A 17,571-nucleotide genomic window follows, 5' to 3' on the forward strand; every position below is an offset into this window, starting at 1 on the left:
ACGATAACAGCAGGAACGCTGACGAACTTATTGAACGGAACTCTGACAAGCGTGCTAGGAGCAACGATAACGGCAGGAACGCTGACGAACTTGCTGAACGGAACTCTGACCAGCGTATTAGGAGCGACGATCACGGCAGGAACGCTAACGAGTGTGCTAGGAGCAACGATAACAGCAGGAACGCTGACGAACTTATTGAACGGTACATTGACGAGTGTACTGGGTGCAACAATCACGGCAGGAACACTAACGAACTTGCTAAACGGGACTCTGACCAGCGTGTTAGGAGCAACGATCACCGCAGGAACATTAACGAGTGTGTTGGGAGCAACGATAACAGCCGGAACGCTAACGAACTTATTGAACGGAACTCTGACCAGCGTATTAGGAGCGACGATCACGGCAGGTACATTGACAAGCGTGTTAGGGGCAACGATTACCGCAGGGACCCTCACGAGCTTGCTGAATGGTACCATCACAAGTGTCCTTGGAGCAACGATCACCGCAGGGAGATTGGACAGCATTACGTCAATATCGCAAAAAAGCTTCCAGGAATCCTCCACACTGGGCATCACAACAGCAGATGCCTATACTCCCCTTACTCCGGTTACGACAAGTGTATTTGGAACGTACTCTTTCTTTGTTTACAATTCAGGAGGAACAGGCAGTGCTGATGCAAGGGTAGAGATCAGCGCGAACGGAACCAACTGGTTTACAGATGTCGATACGGTTACCGGTATTACTTCCGGCTCTGTTGATGTTCTCGTTCCCCAGCGTTTCCTTAAATATACAAGGCTCTCCTATCGCTCCAGTACACCAGGTACACCAGCCACAATTAATGTGTATTTCAACGGACAAGGCACATAACAAGGTTTCTATTCATATACGTACATGGAGTCTCCATATAGGGAGAACCATGTATTTTTTTTGCATCCGGAGGAGAGAACGCGATGAGTATTCCTACTTTGGGAGTTCACATGATTATATATAACGAAGAGGCATGGTTAGGAGCATGTCTTGAACAGATCGATTCCATGGCGGATGAGTTAATCATCGTCGACACAGGCTCTACGGACAGGTCTATTGAAATAGCTGAAGGTTACGGGGCGACCGTGATTCGTAGTCCGTGGGAAAATGATTTTGCGAAAGCTAGAAACGCAGGTCTAACACATGCAACGACAGACTGGATTCTCGTGCTGGATGCAGATGAGCAGGTGATTGCCGGGCAAGAGGAGATCAAACCGTATCTTCAGCAGGAAAAAGGGGATCTTTGTTTGATCCAGTTTGTGAACTGGACTGGTCAAAGCGTAGATGATTATACCCTGCATTTAGCACCTAGGCTGTTTCGAAATCGACGCGGTTATCTATATGAAGGAACGGTCCATGAACAGCTAATTCGGGTTAGGGAGGTATCCCTGGAGAAGAGTGCAACTGATTCTGACCGAACAGAAGCAAAGGTATCATCTCTAGCACAGTCGATAGGTCCTTTAAAAGTGAATCATTATGGTTATCTTCCGGAAGTCATGGCAAGCAGGCAAACGGCTTTACGTAACCTAAAGTTGATTCAGACAGTACTGGATCAACAACCGGAGGATGCTTTTCATATTTACAATCTTGGGGTAACGTACTGCCAGTTAGATGATAGAGAGCGAGCTAAAGTAGCCTTCTCACAGTCACTAAGAACCTGTCCGCTAAATGCTCCATACCGAGCTACGCTTGTTCGGGATTTAGGCAAACTATTATATGCGGACTATGAGCTAGAGCAAGCAAGAGCGCTATTGCTAATGGAAACCCAGCGATATCCAGATTACGCAGATCTTCAGGTCCAGCTCGGTCTTGTTGAATGGGAACAAGGGATGCTTGCGCAGGCCTATCTTTACTTTGAGAAGGCCACGAAGTCTAGAGCCTATTCGGAAGAACAAGCTACACCCTACATTACGGAAGCAGGTTCAAACAGCTATATCCCGCTTACACACATGGCAAATATAGATAAATGTAAGGGGCAAGTGACAGAGGCGGAGAAGCACTACCGCACGGCTATGAGAATACAGCCGGGTTATCTGCCAGCTGTCATCGGTTTAGCCGATTTGTTGCAGAAAGAGGAAGTAGATGACTCCTTGATCCAGCAAATTTTGTTAGAGCCGATGGACAGAACGAATTCGGAGCATTTGTATAAAGCTGCGTTTGCTCTTATGTTATGCGGGGCATATGAAGCAGCGCTCTCTATTCTTCCTGAGCAGGCCATTAGCACTCGGGATGAAGGTTGGGTTCGTCTCTGTCTGATCCAGACAAAACGGGAGGCAAATGCAGTATATCGTGCGCAGCAACTATTGGATGGAAAGTTGCACACAGGGCAACTAGGGAGACTTGATCCTGTAACGCAGCCTGATTGCACAGAAATAGAACTCGCTGTAATGGATGGGGCTATATGCTACTGGGCGACAGGGGAGTCGTTGTCAGAAGTTTTTTTCGATCATAGTCAGGTCAATGTCAGTGTATATCGTGAGATAGAGCGCCGTCTCGGAATAATGAATAATCAGGAAAAGAGAGAAGACGCTTCTCCAGTGGATTCAGCAGCACTCCTTGTGCAATCCGCAGAGAAAATAGCAGTTCGGGCTGCATCTTGCGGCCAGAAAGAGCTGCTTCTCTCCATGTGGAAAGCTGGACTCCTAACACAAAGTAGGGTCGCTGATCTTCTGTACAAACACGGCTTCCGAAGGGAAGCAGCAGAACATTATTTGGAACAGCTGACAAGCGGTCATTTGAATACAGAAGGCATGTTTCATTTAGCGGAATATATGTATGATCGCGCTATTTATACACAGTCACTTGTTTTGTTCGAGCATGCCCTTTCGTTATCTAAAGATCATAGCCGCTCTCGGATGGGGGCAGCAGCGAGTTGCTTACAGCTGGCAAGAGAAGCAACTTCACGAATGCTGATCACAAGAACCGCCAAAGATTCAGAAGTTTCATTTTCCATCTTGGCTCAAGACCTTGCTGAACTTACAGACAGTGTGAAACGAATGGATGATCTGGGCTGGAGGACATCTTGGAGCGGTCAGGAGAGGAGGAGAACGGGTGCGGGAATTGCAGAATAAATCGATATCTCTCTGTATGATTGTAAAAGATGAAGAACAAATGCTGCCCGCATGTCTAGAAAGTGTACAGGATGCGGTAGATGAAATCATTGTCGTAGATACCGGATCGACAGACCGTACAGTTCAATTGGCTGAACAGTATGGTGCTTCTGTAGTGCACTTTACGTGGTGTGATGATTTTGCAGCAGCCCGAAATGCGGGGCTTCAGGCCGCAACAGGCGATTGGATTCTGTTTCTGGATGCGGATGAAAGAATAGATGAACAAGGAGCGCGAGAACTCCCTGTCTGGGCACAGCAAGAGGGGGTTGAAGGGCTCTTTTTACAAATTCGCAACTATACCGGTGACGGTTCCCAAGGGGTTACGATCAATCCGGTACTTCGCATGTTTCGTCGTAGATTGGAGTACCAGTTCCAAGGAAGAATTCATGAACAGATCGCTGAATCCATCGTAAGCCACAATACGGAAGCCCACTTTCATATGACAGATGTAATTATTCATCATTATGGATACAGCGAGACGATTGTCGCAGCGAAGAACAAGGTGAACCGAAATATGCAGCTGCTGCAGCAAATTATTGTGGAGGAACCAGCTAATCCCTTCCATTTCTATAATCTTGGAGTGGAGTATCTGAGAATTGGAAAGGTCCAGCAGGCGCTAGATTGTTTTTGTGAATCGTGGCAGTTAATCGACCCGGAGCATGTCAGTTATGCCCATTTGGTTCTTAAATATGAGGTTCGGTGTCTTCAAGCATTGGGACGATGGGAAGAGGCTGCAGATCGAATTGCAGAAGGACGAAGGCTTTTCCCCGATTATACGGATCTGCTACACGCTCAGGCACTTGTTTACAATATGCTTTACGGGGCGGAGGCTGCAGAGAGCGTGCTCCGTGAGGCGATTCAAATGGGGCCTGCACCCGATATGTATCATACAGAAGAAGGGATTGGCACGTTTCAAACGCTGTATATGCTTGGACAGTACGCAGAGAAAAGAGAGGCACTTGATGAAGCCGTTGATGCTTATGTAGAAGCCGTCCGATATAAGCCCAGCCTGAATCCCCCGTTGTACCGGATATGCCGTATCTTGCAGGTTGTAGGTCAGGAAGATCGTCTGCCTGAACTCATTCAGGTTCGGTTTCGGGTCCAGTCACAGGAAGCGATGTGGAAAATGATTGGGATTCTGATCAATAGCCGTTGCTATGAGGCCGTGCTTTGTATGTTGGATTCATTCGAAAAGATGCCTATTTCACGAAAACGGATCCGTTCAAGCAAGCTCATGGCGCTGTGGCGCAGCGGGAATTGGAAGGATGCCACTCGTTTGCTGCGTAAAAAAGGAATGGTTTCACCTCTTGGGCAAGAGCTGGAGTGGCTTAAGTGGAGCTTGAACAGCACTCCATATAACGAAGGGGAAGCCGCATTTACGGATAACGGTATTCTTCTAATTGAACAAGGAGCAGAGGACCATTTGGATAGACAGGCGGAAGCTCCTTTCTTGGAAGAAAATAAAAGAGAGCTACTGTTGACAGAAAAAACCTGGTCTACTTTTGCAGAAATACTGGAAGCTGCAGACCGCGCAGGGAAAAGAGAAATGTTCGTGGGGGTTATGGATGTCTGGCTCAGCACGATGGAGAAAAATATAGAGGCTCAGCCTCAAATGATTCTGGAAGGTACAAAGAGGTATGTGAGCAGTATGGCAGCGGCGGCAGACCAGCATATGGCCGTATTACAGGAGCAGGACTCAAATAAGCAAAAGAACCGCCTAGTACAGTACATTCGGCTTGGACTTCCATGGCCCAACGGCTTTAGATGAATGAATTACTTATTCAGGAATAGAAGGAGGTAGCTGAAGCGAGATGAATCCTGATTCTCCGTTGTCGCTTTGCATGATTGTTAGAGATGAAGAATTGGTTCTTTCCCAGTGCCTATCTTCGGTAGCCGACGTCGTGTCTGAAATCATCATCATAGATACAGGATCTTCGGATGCAACACTTTCTATTGCACAAAAATACGGAGCTCATATCATTTCATATTCCTGGAGATCGGACTTTGCTGAAGCCCGCAATGAATCATTGAAGTTCGCAACGAAACCATGGATTCTTGTACTCGATGCGGATGAATGTTTTGCGGCAGGACAGAAGGAACAGTTGAATGGACTATTTGCAGATGAAACAGCAGCAGGTTATGAGCTTAAAATCAGGAGTCTGCTGGGGAACAGAGGTGATGAACAGGTGACAGATTATGTTTGCCGACTGTTTCGCAATGACCCGGAAATCCAGTTCAGGGGCTCGATTCATGAAGAGGTTGCCTCTGCTGTCCAGTCCGTACCAGATAAGCAACTAAAACGATGTGACCTTGAAGTGATTCACTACGGATATTTGAACAAGATTATTGAACGGAAAAATAAAACAGAGCGCAATCTACGTCTCATTAAAGAAGCTCTTGCTTCTGATCCAAAAAATAAGGAGCTGCTGTATGCGTTAGGCACGGAATACTTCCAGCAAGCTGACTACTCGCATGCCCTGCCTATCCTTGAACCTTTGCTCGCTATGGTCCCGGTTACCGCAGGTTATGCCTCTGATTTGTTTCTTAAAACGATGTTTGCACTAAGAGAGACAGGCCGCGCAAGTGAGGCACTGGATTTGATGGAACAGGGGCTCAGTGCTTTTCCTGACTTCGCTGACCTCCAGGAGCTTTACGCTGTGATATTGATGGATGAGGGGAGAGATGCGGAGGCGCTGGAAGTTCTGGCTGCCATGAGGATATCCAGTGAGTATACTTCGGTTTCAGGGGCAGGGACATACCGAACCTCCTATTTGAAAGGGATATTGCATGAGCGACAAGGAGAATGGGCTAAAGCTTGTGAAGCTTATGAGGATTCTCTTCGTGTCAGTCCAGATTATGTGCCTGCATGGCAGCGCTGGCTTCCGCTCATTGTTTGTACTAGCCAGATGCACCGGATAAATGAATGGGTGAGCAGAGAGGGGATTCCTGAAAAGGTGCAGTCCCTCGTATTTTATCTCATGCTGGACTTGCAAGAGCTGGCTTGGATCTTAAGACAGAGACACCACTTGCAGGCTGCTTTTTTGAATGAACCTTGGATTGAGGCACTTTTGTTAGCACAGCTTGGGGAGTATAGCGTGGCAGTACGTTTAATACAGCCCTGGGTGCAGTCACCGGGTGACCGAGTACAAACAGAATTGTATCATGCAGCCTTTCAGTATAACCAAGCTGTGCTGAAATCAAGAAAGGGAAACAACATACAGATGAGTCCAGAAACTCCTCTGTTACATCGTTTTCCCTCGGCTGCGGAAGCTTGTGCGGTGCTCATTCGAATAGGTGCATGGGATGGTTTCACAGCCATGTTACTCAGTGACCCATCACCTGCCGTTCTGTTGTCCCACTTGTCACCAGCGATGAAGATGGCTTTGCTCCAGTCTCCTCTTTATGTAGTGGAGCTGCTCTGTTCCTTGCTTGAACAAAAGCTACAGCTGGGACAGCTAAATGAAGCAGAAGGAAGTCGTTGCTACATGCTGCTGCTCGCACTTCAAACGAGGCTTACACAGAAAGAGGAGGCTCTTTCTTCAGCTCCGAATCATAAATTTCTACAGAAACTTCAGGAGCTACAGGAGGGATATCTACCTGAACATGCCGCTATGAAGGCGTGCTATGGATGGAATGCATTTAGCCATACTGGGTTCACACCACCCCAAAATGCATCATTACATCCGCTTGTAATCTTCTAGTCTGCCGCTTCCGATAGAGGGGTTTTTGAATTCAGGAAAGGCTCCAGCACCTTTTTCCACGCTAATTTCCATTTCTGCTCATCATAACTGAGTGCCGTTTGCCTTGCCTGTTTGCCAAGCTGAGTTCGGAGTTCTTCATCCTCAATGAGACGACATAGGGCAGCCGTGATGTGCGCTTCTTCAGGGGAAACCAGCAGTCCATTGAATCCATCTTGTACGAGATCATTAAGCCCACCTACATTCCCGGCTATGACGGGAATACCACAGCTCATCGCCTCTAGGCAGGCATAGGATGTTCCTTCAGAGAAGATGGTGGGAATGACCACGATATCCGCCATATGATAGGCAGTAATCATTTCGTCAAAGGGATAGCTTTTCGAAAGAATACGCGATTTGTGGGGATGGTGTTTTCTCCACATTTCAAAGGCCCTGCCTACCGTGCTTCCCTGCACCCGCTCTCCTGCAAATTCAATTTCAAGAAGAGGATAGGCGCCTAATAAATAATCGGCTGACAGCATCATCGGAATGATTCCTCGTTCCAGACTAATTCTTCTTGGAAAAAGAATGCGAACCCGCCCTGCTTGGTCGTCATCGCCTGTCTCTGAATCTTCTTCGGTCTGGTGAAGATGAACCATCCGGTTCCCTGTTTTTTTGCGTAGAGTGTGTTCTGTAAGTTGGTCGCCCTCATCTGAGAGGGGCCATTCTGTTTCAAGCGGTTTGAAATAATCTGTATCAACAGCGTTTGGAATCAGGATGATCTGTTGTGGATTTTTATATGTACAGACTGCGCGGCAAAAGGTAAGGAAATGGGAGTCCACGGATACGACGGTCTCGAGATGGTCCAGCGCATGTTGAATAGAGAGGGCAACTTCCTGTTTCACACTTGAAGGTATTCCCTGACGATCCCAATTGATCCCATGGCAAATACCGAGGCTGTTTGGGACATACGGAAGCGGGTGCCAGATACAGCTGGCATAGATGATCTTTCCTTTTGCATGTGAAGCCATTTCTCCAAAGGCATCTGGAATTAGCTGTGGGTCATAGGGATACCCAAAAACTTCGATCCCTTCAATATGGCGGTGAAATGCATCATAGTATGATAATTGATGGACTTGCGGCGTGTGGCCCAGTGAGCGAACGACCTGACAGAGCTGATAGATGTAGCGCTCCAGACCACCGCCAAAAAGTCTCTCGAAATCACGGTTATACCCATCTGCAAAACTGTGAGTAAGGATGCTGACATAGCCCAAAATTACTCCTCCTCTTTCCATTCCAGAAGGTTTGGCTTTAAGTCCAGAATAGACTCATACTGGGCGGGATTCCCCCATTCCCCCTTTGGGTCCATTTTTTTGTAGCGAACATATTTCTCTACCCGTTCCTCCAGTGGTCCAGACCAGCCAAGATGCTTAATGCGCAAATCTGTCGTCAGCCCAGGAAGCGCTCGATACGTGAGTGGTAACCGAGGTACATGGTGCTGCATTTGAGGATAAAAGTAGGGGTACTCAGGAAAATAGCGGACAAGCGTCATCGTTTGCCCTTTATGGGCTTGCCATAGTTCGTCTTCCCGATAGTAATTCCGGCTACCCCAAAGATCATATAAGCGAAAGCTGACCCAGTCATAACGATTCTGATTAATGAGATCGCGGATACTTCGCTTGGCCCTTTCTTCGTACAATTCATCCGCATCAACAGCAAGCAGCCAGTCTGGCGAGGTAGAGGCCGCGGCTTGCCATAGAATAGAGCGTAATTTCCATTCATCTGCAAAAAGAGGCTCAGGAAGCTGGACTAGTTTTATGACCCTTTCGAATGACTGGCATATAGCGACTGTGTTATCCGAACTCGCATCATCAACGATAACAATATGATCTACATAGGTAGATAGATCAGCGAGTACTTCCTCCAGATAGCGATGTTCTTCATTGTGTACTTGAAGCATCGCGGTTAGCGTATTACCTTCTTGCTTACGTACGTTAGGATAAGGGGAAGGATACTCCGGCATAAGTAGATATCAGCTCCCTTCCAGTAAAATGTGAACCTTCTCATCCAGTACCTCCAGAGCCGCGATATGGACAAGAGCCTCTTCATTCTCGGCTGCTGCCTCCAAAAAAAGACGAATGGCCGCATGGCGTTCTCCGCGCAGTGCTTCCACATTGCCGCACAAAATGCGGAACATATACCGATCCTCGTTAGATAACAAGTCAGAGGACTGAACTTGTGCAAGGGCAAGCTCGATTTGTCCTGTCTCACGGTAAATATGAAACAAGAGATGGCGGGTGTTATTTTGTAAAGGTGCCCCCTGAATGATGGATAATGCTGATCCATAGTCATCATTTAGCCGAAACAATTCTGCACGTGCAAGTGCCTCCTGATCTTGGGCCATTAGCGATAGAATATTCTCGTATTGTCTTGCTTCGATTTCGCCAAAGGCTGTAATCCCATAGATGTTGACTGCGGTTTTTAGGTCGCCAAGTTTGGCGTGGATGGCAGATAAAAAACGATAATGGGAGATGAGGGGCTGATCGCTTCCCTTTGCGAGTGCCTGTAGAAAAGCTTCCTCTGCATATTGCAGCGCTTCGCCTTCTCCCTGCAAGTACTGGTATACGGACAAGAGGAATGAAATCGTCTCATGAGGTCCATTCTGTTCTCTCAATGAAAGGTAATGGGCCTTCCGCTCAGACCACTGAATCTGGTGAACAGTTATAGGAATATCTTCGATCATTTCATGTATGGCTTGTGTAAAAAGGCGAACCTCCAGATCGTCTTGCCCTGCATCAAGGAGAAGGGCCGGTGTGCCGCAGAAAGCCGCATCTAGACACCTCATTTCGGATCTTGAACAGAAGAGCTGTGAGATGGCTAACAGTTGCTTCATACAAGTTAGCAACAGACTGCTTGGGTCTTCTTCTGTATCATCTAAGTGAAGTGTAATGAGCTGAGCTGCGTGTAAGCACGTCTGTGATCCTGCTACATGAACCCAATAGGGATGAGCAACAATCGCAATGGTATCTTCTGTCCAGACGGTATGCAGTTTTGAGGCAGGCAAAAAAAGAACATCGGACGGCAGTCTTGCAGTCGATGCTTCCTCATTTGTATGTTCAGCATCTTTCTGCTTGAGTTCCGATAGGTAATACACCTTATATTCCTTGCACAGCTCGACAAGCAGTTTATTCAGAAGCGGGTCAGACCGGCGGGGAGGAAATACAACGATTGTAGAAGAGAGCACATCATCGCTCCTTTCTGGCCCATGCATTACAGCATGTATGCCTGTATTTTTCATCATTCCTAACCTCACACCAACTCTATACTCTATGGGGAGGTATAGCAGAACATGATCAGTAATTGTTAGGAAGCACAAAAAAACAGGACCTTTTGGCCCTGCTGGCTGAGATGAAATGGCTACATTTGAACGAGCATAAGGATAATCGAGGATAAACAAAGGCATAGACTGACAAGGCATAGGACGGCAACCACTTGTTTATGGGAAAGTCCAGCACGCAGTAATCTATAGTGAGCCTGACTTGCATCTGCCTGATAAATGGCCTTGCCATCCAGAAATCTTTTGAACACGACAAATAGGTTATCGAAAATCGGTACACCTAGTGCCAGAATTGGGATGAGAATGGATAGTACGGTAGCTTGCTTGAAAGCCCCATCTAAGGCAATTACGGCAAGAATGTAGCCGAGGAATGTAGCTCCCGCGTCCCCCATAAACACTCTGGCAGGAGGTTTGTTGAACTTTAAATATCCAATCGTTACGCCTACAAGTACAATGGCCAGCATTGCCGAATTTCCTTGTCCCATGGTGAGTGCCACAATAAACAGAGTCATACCCGAGATCGCTGACAATCCCCCGGCTAAACCATCCATTCCATCTGAGAAATTAATGACGGTCGTTACCCCAAAAATCCAGAGAATGGTCAGTGTAAACTGAAGCCATATAGGAAGCGATATATATTCTTCGCTAAAAGGATTATAAAAGCCGCTGAAGCGAATACCTGCGAAGAACGCAATAACCGCAGCAGAGATTTGAACCATCATTTTAGGCATGGCGGGAAAATCTTTTCCTTTTGTTTTAAACCAGTCATCAATAGTTCCGATGATGAGCAGCAGTAGGCCTCCTAGAAACAAAGCTCCGGTCTGCCATGTATATTCACCTGAAAATAGCAAATAGGTAATGAAAAAGCCAATAAAGATAGCGTAGCTCGCAGTTAAAGGGATCGGTTTTTTATGTAATTTACGTTCCTCATTTGCCCGGGGCTTGTCCACAAAATCTATTTTGAGTGCGAGACGTCCAAGCGGTGGAATCAGAAGGACAACGATAACCATGGAAAGAATAAAAGCACCTGCATAAAGCATACGAGAAATTTCACCACTTTCTGCTATATTTTACATCTCATATTAAATTAGAGGCTTACAATTTGTCGATCTTTTTATAACAAAAAGCTGCAAATCCCGGGCAGGAAAATGCAGCCTCTTTATTTATTGAGATGAATATTGGACATCTATACGATTTATAAATCGAGCAGGGCTTCCTCAAGAACCCCATTTAAAGAATCAGAGGAAGAATCACCAGTCCAGTGTAATATGATTGCATTTTTATGTTCATATATGACTGGGGGTGACTCTAATGCACTTGTTTGTTGCTCCAATTCAGCTACTGCATCCTGTAGAGCACCAGCTGAGGCATAGGTAAAGATCGATATGGATTCAGGCTGGGCAGAAGCATGTTCAGATTGAACGATATATTGGGCTGCAGGGACATGATTCAACACTGGTTTGATAGCGCTATCATCGGCTTTCTGCAAATGGACGTCATTATGCTCTAAAGCGCTTACGACTTGATGAGGAGTAATGACTGCATGGTCACTGGCTATGACGCTAGTCACACCGCCTGCTGTTAGGATAAGCACCAAAATAAAGGTAGTAATCAAGGCTTTTTTCATAAAATTCACCCTCCGTTCTTGTCTCCATTATAGCGCAAAACGGAGGGTAATTGTTGCAGAATTGTGAAATACATATATTAGCAAAACTCAATGAATAATGTTACTTTCGCGCGCTTTTTTTACTAAAGGTTCTGACAATTTATTGATCGGTTTCTTCAGTGCAAGGCCAAGCAACATGAAGAGTCCGGCAATGATCAAAAGGACAATGATATCTCTCGTAACGACTTCTCCCAAAATACCACCTGCCGCTTCTCTCATCAGGCTGATGCCATAAGTGAAAGGGAGGAACGGGTGAATGAACTGAAAGAAAGGAGGAGTTACCTCAATGGGAAATGTACCTCCTGCCCCGCCCAGTTGCAGCACAAGGAGGACAATAGCCATTGCTTTTCCTACATTGCCAAAGACCGAGACTAGGGTGTATACGATAATCATAAATACGCTGCTAATGAGCAGTCCGAATAGAACGAAATAAACGGGATCATGCACATAGGTTTTTAACAAAAACAAATCCCCGAGCGTAACGACGAGTGACTGAAGCAGTGCTAGTGTCATGAAGGTAAGGTAACGTCCAAAATAGACCTGATACGGACGGTAGGTAGCTGCTATTGGACCGTCATCGTTATTTTCTGAATGATTCTCCCCTTCTTTCACATGGTTATGCTCATGGATTTCAACCGTAAGCAGGGAGACGAGTAGCAAAGCTCCAACCCATAGAGATAATGTGGTGAAAAAAGGAGACATCGCTGACCCGTAATTAGGAATGGGATATAGCTTATGTTCCTTTAAGGTTACCGGAGAGGCGAAAAAGGCACTCTCTTTCTGAAAATCATTCCGCAGTAAATCAATAATTTCTTGTAAGTTTCCGCTGCGGTCAAATTCACGAATATTGTCTGCGATTGCTGTGATCTTTTTCTGCACAGTGGGCAGTTCCGATTTCACCTTCACCAAGGCATCGCCGCCGACAGTTAAGCCTTTCTCTGCATCCTGCATAATTTCCTTGATACGAGGCAACGCCTTTACTGCCGATTGCAAGGCTTGGTTCGCTTTTTGAGCAGTATTAGCCGCTTTATCTAAAGCTGTCTTGATAGCAGGAGCGATTTCAATATCGTAACGACGGAGCAGGTTTTCGCTGATGGAAACGGTCTCCTCTGCTGTGTTGTGCAGTTTGTCCAGTAATTCTGAAGGATCTTGTCCTTGCTCAAGTACTTTACGGATGCTGTCTATTATATTCAATTGGGTATTTAAACGGTCATACAGTTGGTCAAACTTTGACGTAATACTTGTATATACTTGGTCCGGAAGGTAGTTCTGAAATGCATTCAACAGACCTGCAGCATCCTCTGTCAAACGTAGAAGCAGCGTAAGTTTCGGCTCTAGATCATCGAGCTTCTGGGTGATTTCCTCTGGCGACAAATCTACATTCTGAAGTGCCTCAGTTAGGGTAAGGACATGGCTTGCTGTTTGGTTGATGAGGGTAATGTTTTGCTTGATGAGTGGTAAAACCGCGTCTGCTGCATTCTGTACTTTCGGTAACACTTCAGCAAGTTTCGAAGAGAACGCGGAAGCCTGAGTTGAGACTCTCTCTATTTCAGGGAGAATTTCTTTGGCCTGCTTCACCATTTTTTTGAGATCATTAACATCTGTAAGTGCAACATCTGCTGCATTGGTTAGTTCAGGCATCATTTCTTCGAAGCGAAAAATCAAACTTTTTAATTTTTCAATAGAAGGCAGCTCTTCCTCAAGTTTGATCCCGAGTTCGTTAAACCCTTTGAAAATAACGCCATTTGCTGTTTTAACAAAATTTTCTCCGATTTCGCTAACGATGCTGGTCGCACCGGAAGAGGTGATTTTAGGTGCTACTGCATTAATTTTTTCGTTTACGTAATACTCCAGCTCGGGTTGAGTTGGGGTATTGGTCAATACCGTAGCGAGCCCGGCGGAGAAATCGGCAGGAATAATAATGCTGGCATAATAATGTCCTTTTTTCACCCCAGATAAGGCATCAGCTTCACTAGTAAAAACCCAGCCAATCTTTTCATTCGTTCGAAGTGTCTCAATAATCTCCTCCCCTGCATTAATGGACTTGCCTAGAATTTCTGCACCTTTATCATTACTTACAACGGCTACCTTAATCCCTTTCGTGTTACTGTACGGATCCCAGGAAGATTCAATGTTGAACCAAGCATACAGTGAGGGAAGGACAACAAGACCTGCGATGATGATAAGAGCAGGCCAATTATGCAGAATCCGATTCATGTCTTGAATATAGATGGACAATATTTTCTTCATGGTCAACTGTTTCCTCCGAGCACATAAGTATGGGAGATAGGTTTCCAAATGTTGTTTTACTTTATGCGGTGCTAGGGTCAACAAAGGGAGGAGGACAACTTTGAGAAGCTAAACCAAGTAAAACAGGGGTGTTAGTCTAAAAAGAAAAAATATTCCACTTTTTATAATAATTTAGAAAAAAATCTTTTTTTATTGGATTTCTTTTGCTATAATCTCCCACAAAGAGAAGCAGAAGGAAAAACTGCCGGGCTTCCCACATCATATCGTTCTCTTCAAAAATGACATTTTCCAAAGCCAAAAGGGGGAAAAGGAATGAGAAGAAACAGAAAAAGTGTCAAGCTAACCTGTCTTACCGTATTATTGTTAGCCCTGCTTATGAGTGCATGTTCCGGTGGAGGAGGTACGGCTGAGCCGAATAATCCAGCACCTGCGGATCCAGTGAAGAACGAAGAGAGCAGTGAACCAGTTACACTAAAGTTCTGGACGATCGCACTGCAGCCGAAATTTAATGACTATTTCAATAAACTTATTACGGAGTACGAGGCATCTCACGAGAATGTCAAAATTGAGTGGCAAGATTACCCCTACGATGCAATTACACAAAAACTGCTCACCAGCAGTGCCAGTAATTCAAGCCCCGATGTTGTAAACCTCAATACGGAATTTGCTAACCAGATGGGCACTAAGGGTGCACTGGTTGATCTTAATGAATACCTCACCGCCGAAGAAAAAGCAGAATATTTTGATGGCATTTTTAATTCAACCGTGCTTGGAGATAAAGCTTATGCATTGCCTTGGTACACAGGTACTGAAGTTCTTTTTATGAACAAAAAAATCTTGGAGGAAGCTGGGCTTGATCCTGCAAATCCACCTCAAACAAGAGAAGAACTCGCAGACTGGGCACGTACCGTGAAAGAAAAGACAGGAAAAACCGGGTATGCCCTGAACCTTGTTACCAAACTGCTGACGATTGATGGAATTCCTATTCTAAATGAGGATAAATCGGCAGCTGCCTTTAACACACCGGAAATGGTAGCTATGGTTGAGAATCTCAAAAAACTGATGGATGAAGGACTCATTATGAAAGAAGATTCGGATCTCGGGAAACAAGTTCAGTTCTACTCCGCAGAGCAAACGGCCTTTGTACTCTCAGGTCCAACTTTTATCAATTTCATCAAGACCTCTTCACCTCAAATATATGAAGATACAGTCGCGGTTTCTCTTCCGACCGGTAAAGCTGGACTGCGTTTATCCAATTCCATGGATCTTGTAGTACCAAGTAAGTCAAAGCACCCGAAAGAAGCAGCTGAATTTGCCAAGTTCATTACGAATGCAGATAATCAGACCGCTTTCTCCAAAGAAGCGAATACACTTCCTTCGACTAAAAAATCAGTAGAAGATCCATTCTTCACGGAATCAGATGGTTCTCTTGAAGCAGAAGCGAAACTGGCTTCCAGTCAGAGTTTGGATAAGGCTACCGATCATATGGTGGGTGTGCCAAATGCATCGGATATCAACTCTGCTCTGGCACGGGGCTTACAAGATATACTACTGAACGGCAAGGAGATCCAGCCTACTCTTGATTCCATGGAAACAGAAGTGAATAACATCTTGAAGCAATAATTACGCGAATAAGTAAACCAAAAATGTGAGGCAAGACTTGTTCTTGCCTCCTGCTGTTTATGAGGAGGAATGTAGAAGTGAAATGGATTCGCTCCGAGTCTTTTGCAGCCTGGGCTTTCATGACCCCGGGGCTGATCATTATCGCCGTATTCGTATTTTGGCCGATCCTATATGGGATTCCGCTGTCTTTCACGAACTATTCCGTAGTTGCAGAGACCAAATATGTCGGGCTGAGTAACTTCAAGAATGCTTTTCTAGATAAAAACTTTACCATCTCTCTCTGGAACTCTTTGCTGTATGTCATCGTTGTTCCCTTCATTCAGATTTTTTCTATTCTGATGGCAATTTTGGTAAACAGTCGTATTCCAGGAATTAAGCTCTTCCGTGCAGCCTTCTATATCCCAGTCGTCACCTCTATGGTTGCCGTAGCGCTGATCTGGAGCTGGCTGCTGAGTAATAACGGGGTAGTGAACTATTTGCTCATGAAAGTGGGACTCATTAGTGAACAAATATCGTGGTTGTCTGCGAGTGAAACTGCACTTGGGACTCTCATGTTCATTACGATGTGGAAAGCACTCGGCTATTATATGATGCTTTACCTCGCGGGTCTGCAGGGGATTCCGAATGATCTATATGAAGCAGCAAGGGTAGATGGGGCGAATCGTCTTCAGCTGATCTGGAGTATTACACTTCCGCTGCTACGGCCTCATATTTTCTTCTGTTCATTAATTTCCGTTATGGGCGCGGTGCGGGTCTTCGACGAAGTTTATATCCTGACTAAAGGTGGACCGGGAACCTCAACCCTCGTATCGAGTGTGTATATCTTTGAAAAAGGGATTAACCAGTTTAACTTCGGTTATGCCTCCGCACTTGGACTTATCGTCAGTGTGTTGATTGGCGGACTGAGCGTACTCGTATTCAAGTTTAATCAGAAAGGTGGTGTCAATCCTTACTGATGGAAACGACGAGAAAAGCAAAAAACATACGCAAGATTTCCAATATGGCGATTACCTATTTCTTTTTGATTCTGCTTGCCATTTTTATGATGGGGCCGTTTCTGTGGTTGCTTAGTGTATCACTAATGCCGGGTAGAAATGTATTTGCTACACCTCCTGCCATATTTCCAACCTTTATTGATTTTGATAACTACGTGCAGGTGTGGGGTTTCCTTAACTTTCCGAAATATATACTGAACACCGTCATTATTACCGTCCTTGGTGTCGTATTCAATATTGTGCTGGCCTGTATGACCGGATATCCACTTGCGGTATTTCGTTTTAAGGGAAGAAACTTTGTTTTTGTAACGATGATTTCCACGATGATCATACCTTCTTCAACGGCGATGATCGTCCATTATTTGACGATTCAGGATTTGCATCTGGCTAATACGTATTTGGGAGTGGTGCTACCTGCAGCCGTCTCTGTATTTAATATCTTTTTGATGCGGCAGACATTTATCGGTATTCCGATTGATGTGAGAGATTCAGGAAAGATTGATGGAGCATCGGAGTTCCGGATCTGGTGGCAATTGATTTTACCACTGGTGAAACCGGGTATCGCAGTTATTGCACTGCTTGAGGTAATGTCATTCTGGAACAGCTTCCTATGGCCCATCGTTATTCTGGAGGATACGGATAAATATCCGCTGTCTTCTGCGCTGACGTATCTGAATGGCCAGTTCTCCTATAATTTCGGATGGATTGCCGCCGGAACGATGATTTCCGTTATTCCAATTATTCTGGTTTTCCTCTTCACGCAGCGGTACTACATGGAAGGCATCGCTGGGGCAGTAAAGGGGTAACGATGTTTCTGCCGATGGAAGTAGGCAGATACACGCCGAAGGCTACAGAGGTTTTGCTCTACCTATTCTGCCGATGGAAG

13 protein-coding genes are annotated in these 17,571 nt (G+C 45.5%); 7 read left to right on the plus strand and 6 right to left on the minus strand.

Annotated elements, in window-relative coordinates; translation table 11 throughout:
* The first annotated feature begins 3 nt into the window (after positions 1–3).
* The 4 genes from KFT32_RS11200 (at position 4) to KFT32_RS11215 (ending at position 6,838) form a co-directional block, all read left to right on the plus strand.
* Positions 4–867 (plus strand): DUF6385 domain-containing protein, encoded by an 864-nt coding sequence (locus KFT32_RS11200; RefSeq protein ID WP_481856329.1) that lies wholly within the window; start codon positions 4–6, stop codon positions 865–867.
* Between the two features lie 83 nt (positions 868–950).
* Complete coding sequence (locus tag KFT32_RS11205; protein ID WP_211747294.1) at positions 951–3,098, plus strand: tetratricopeptide repeat-containing glycosyltransferase family 2 protein; 2,148 nt, start codon at positions 951–953, stop codon at positions 3,096–3,098.
* Complete coding sequence (locus KFT32_RS11210; protein ID WP_211747295.1) at positions 3,079–4,905, plus strand: glycosyltransferase family 2 protein; 1,827 nt, start codon at positions 3,079–3,081, stop codon at positions 4,903–4,905. Before KFT32_RS11205 ends, KFT32_RS11210 begins: the two co-directional genes overlap by 20 nt.
* 43 nt (positions 4,906–4,948) lie before the next feature.
* On the plus strand, positions 4,949–6,838 hold the full coding sequence (locus KFT32_RS11215; RefSeq protein WP_211747296.1) for a tetratricopeptide repeat-containing glycosyltransferase family 2 protein: 1,890 nt from the start codon (positions 4,949–4,951) through the stop codon (positions 6,836–6,838).
* On the opposite strand, the gene KFT32_RS11220 is transcribed toward KFT32_RS11215, so the two are convergent.
* The 6 genes from KFT32_RS11220 to KFT32_RS11245 all read right to left on the minus strand — a co-directional run bounded on the left by KFT32_RS11220 (position 6,835) and on the right by KFT32_RS11245 (position 14,067).
* Positions 6,835–8,088 carry a glycosyltransferase family 4 protein gene (locus KFT32_RS11220; protein ID WP_211747297.1) on the minus strand — a complete coding sequence of 418 codons (1,254 nt, stop codon included), beginning with the start codon at positions 8,086–8,088 and terminating at the stop codon, positions 6,835–6,837. The two genes, KFT32_RS11215 and KFT32_RS11220, sit on opposite strands and share 4 nt — an antisense overlap.
* A gap of 2 nt (positions 8,089–8,090) precedes the next feature.
* Positions 8,091–8,837, minus strand: coding sequence for a glycosyltransferase family 2 protein (locus KFT32_RS11225; protein ID WP_211747298.1), 747 nt, complete (start codon positions 8,835–8,837; stop codon positions 8,091–8,093).
* A gap of 9 nt (positions 8,838–8,846) precedes the next feature.
* Entirely contained in the window at positions 8,847–10,115 is a 1,269-nt protein-coding gene (locus KFT32_RS11230; RefSeq protein WP_211747299.1) for a tetratricopeptide repeat protein, read from the minus strand.
* A 116-nt stretch (positions 10,116–10,231) separates the two neighbouring features.
* Positions 10,232–11,191, minus strand: coding sequence for an MraY family glycosyltransferase (locus tag KFT32_RS11235; RefSeq protein WP_211747300.1), 960 nt, complete (start codon positions 11,189–11,191; stop codon positions 10,232–10,234).
* Between the two features lie 155 nt (positions 11,192–11,346).
* Positions 11,347–11,778, minus strand: a complete 432-nt coding sequence (locus KFT32_RS11240; protein ID WP_211747301.1) for a hypothetical protein — start codon at positions 11,776–11,778, stop codon at positions 11,347–11,349.
* 87 nt (positions 11,779–11,865) lie between these two features.
* The gene (locus KFT32_RS11245; RefSeq protein ID WP_211747302.1) at positions 11,866–14,067 is read right to left on the minus strand and encodes a YhgE/Pip domain-containing protein; all 2,202 of its coding nucleotides are present in this window, start codon (positions 14,065–14,067) and stop codon (positions 11,866–11,868) included.
* Between the two features lie 312 nt (positions 14,068–14,379).
* Here KFT32_RS11245 and KFT32_RS11250 point away from each other — a divergent pair, with 312 nt between their 5' ends.
* From KFT32_RS11250 to KFT32_RS11260, 3 genes are all read left to right on the plus strand, one after another.
* Positions 14,380–15,690, plus strand: a complete 1,311-nt coding sequence (locus KFT32_RS11250; protein WP_211747303.1) for an ABC transporter substrate-binding protein — start codon at positions 14,380–14,382, stop codon at positions 15,688–15,690.
* Positions 15,691–15,767: 77 nt separating this feature from the next.
* On the plus strand, positions 15,768–16,646 hold the full coding sequence (locus KFT32_RS11255; protein ID WP_349304895.1) for a carbohydrate ABC transporter permease: 879 nt from the start codon (positions 15,768–15,770) through the stop codon (positions 16,644–16,646).
* 44 nt (positions 16,647–16,690) lie between these two features.
* A complete protein-coding gene (locus KFT32_RS11260; protein ID WP_481856330.1) occupies positions 16,691–17,491 on the plus strand; it encodes a carbohydrate ABC transporter permease in 801 nt (266 codons plus the stop codon).
* Positions 17,492–17,571: the final 80 nt, after the last annotated feature.

Source organism: Paenibacillus sp. Marseille-Q4541 (assembly GCF_018310695.1).
Taxonomy (GTDB): domain Bacteria; phylum Bacillota; class Bacilli; order Paenibacillales; family Paenibacillaceae; genus Paenibacillus.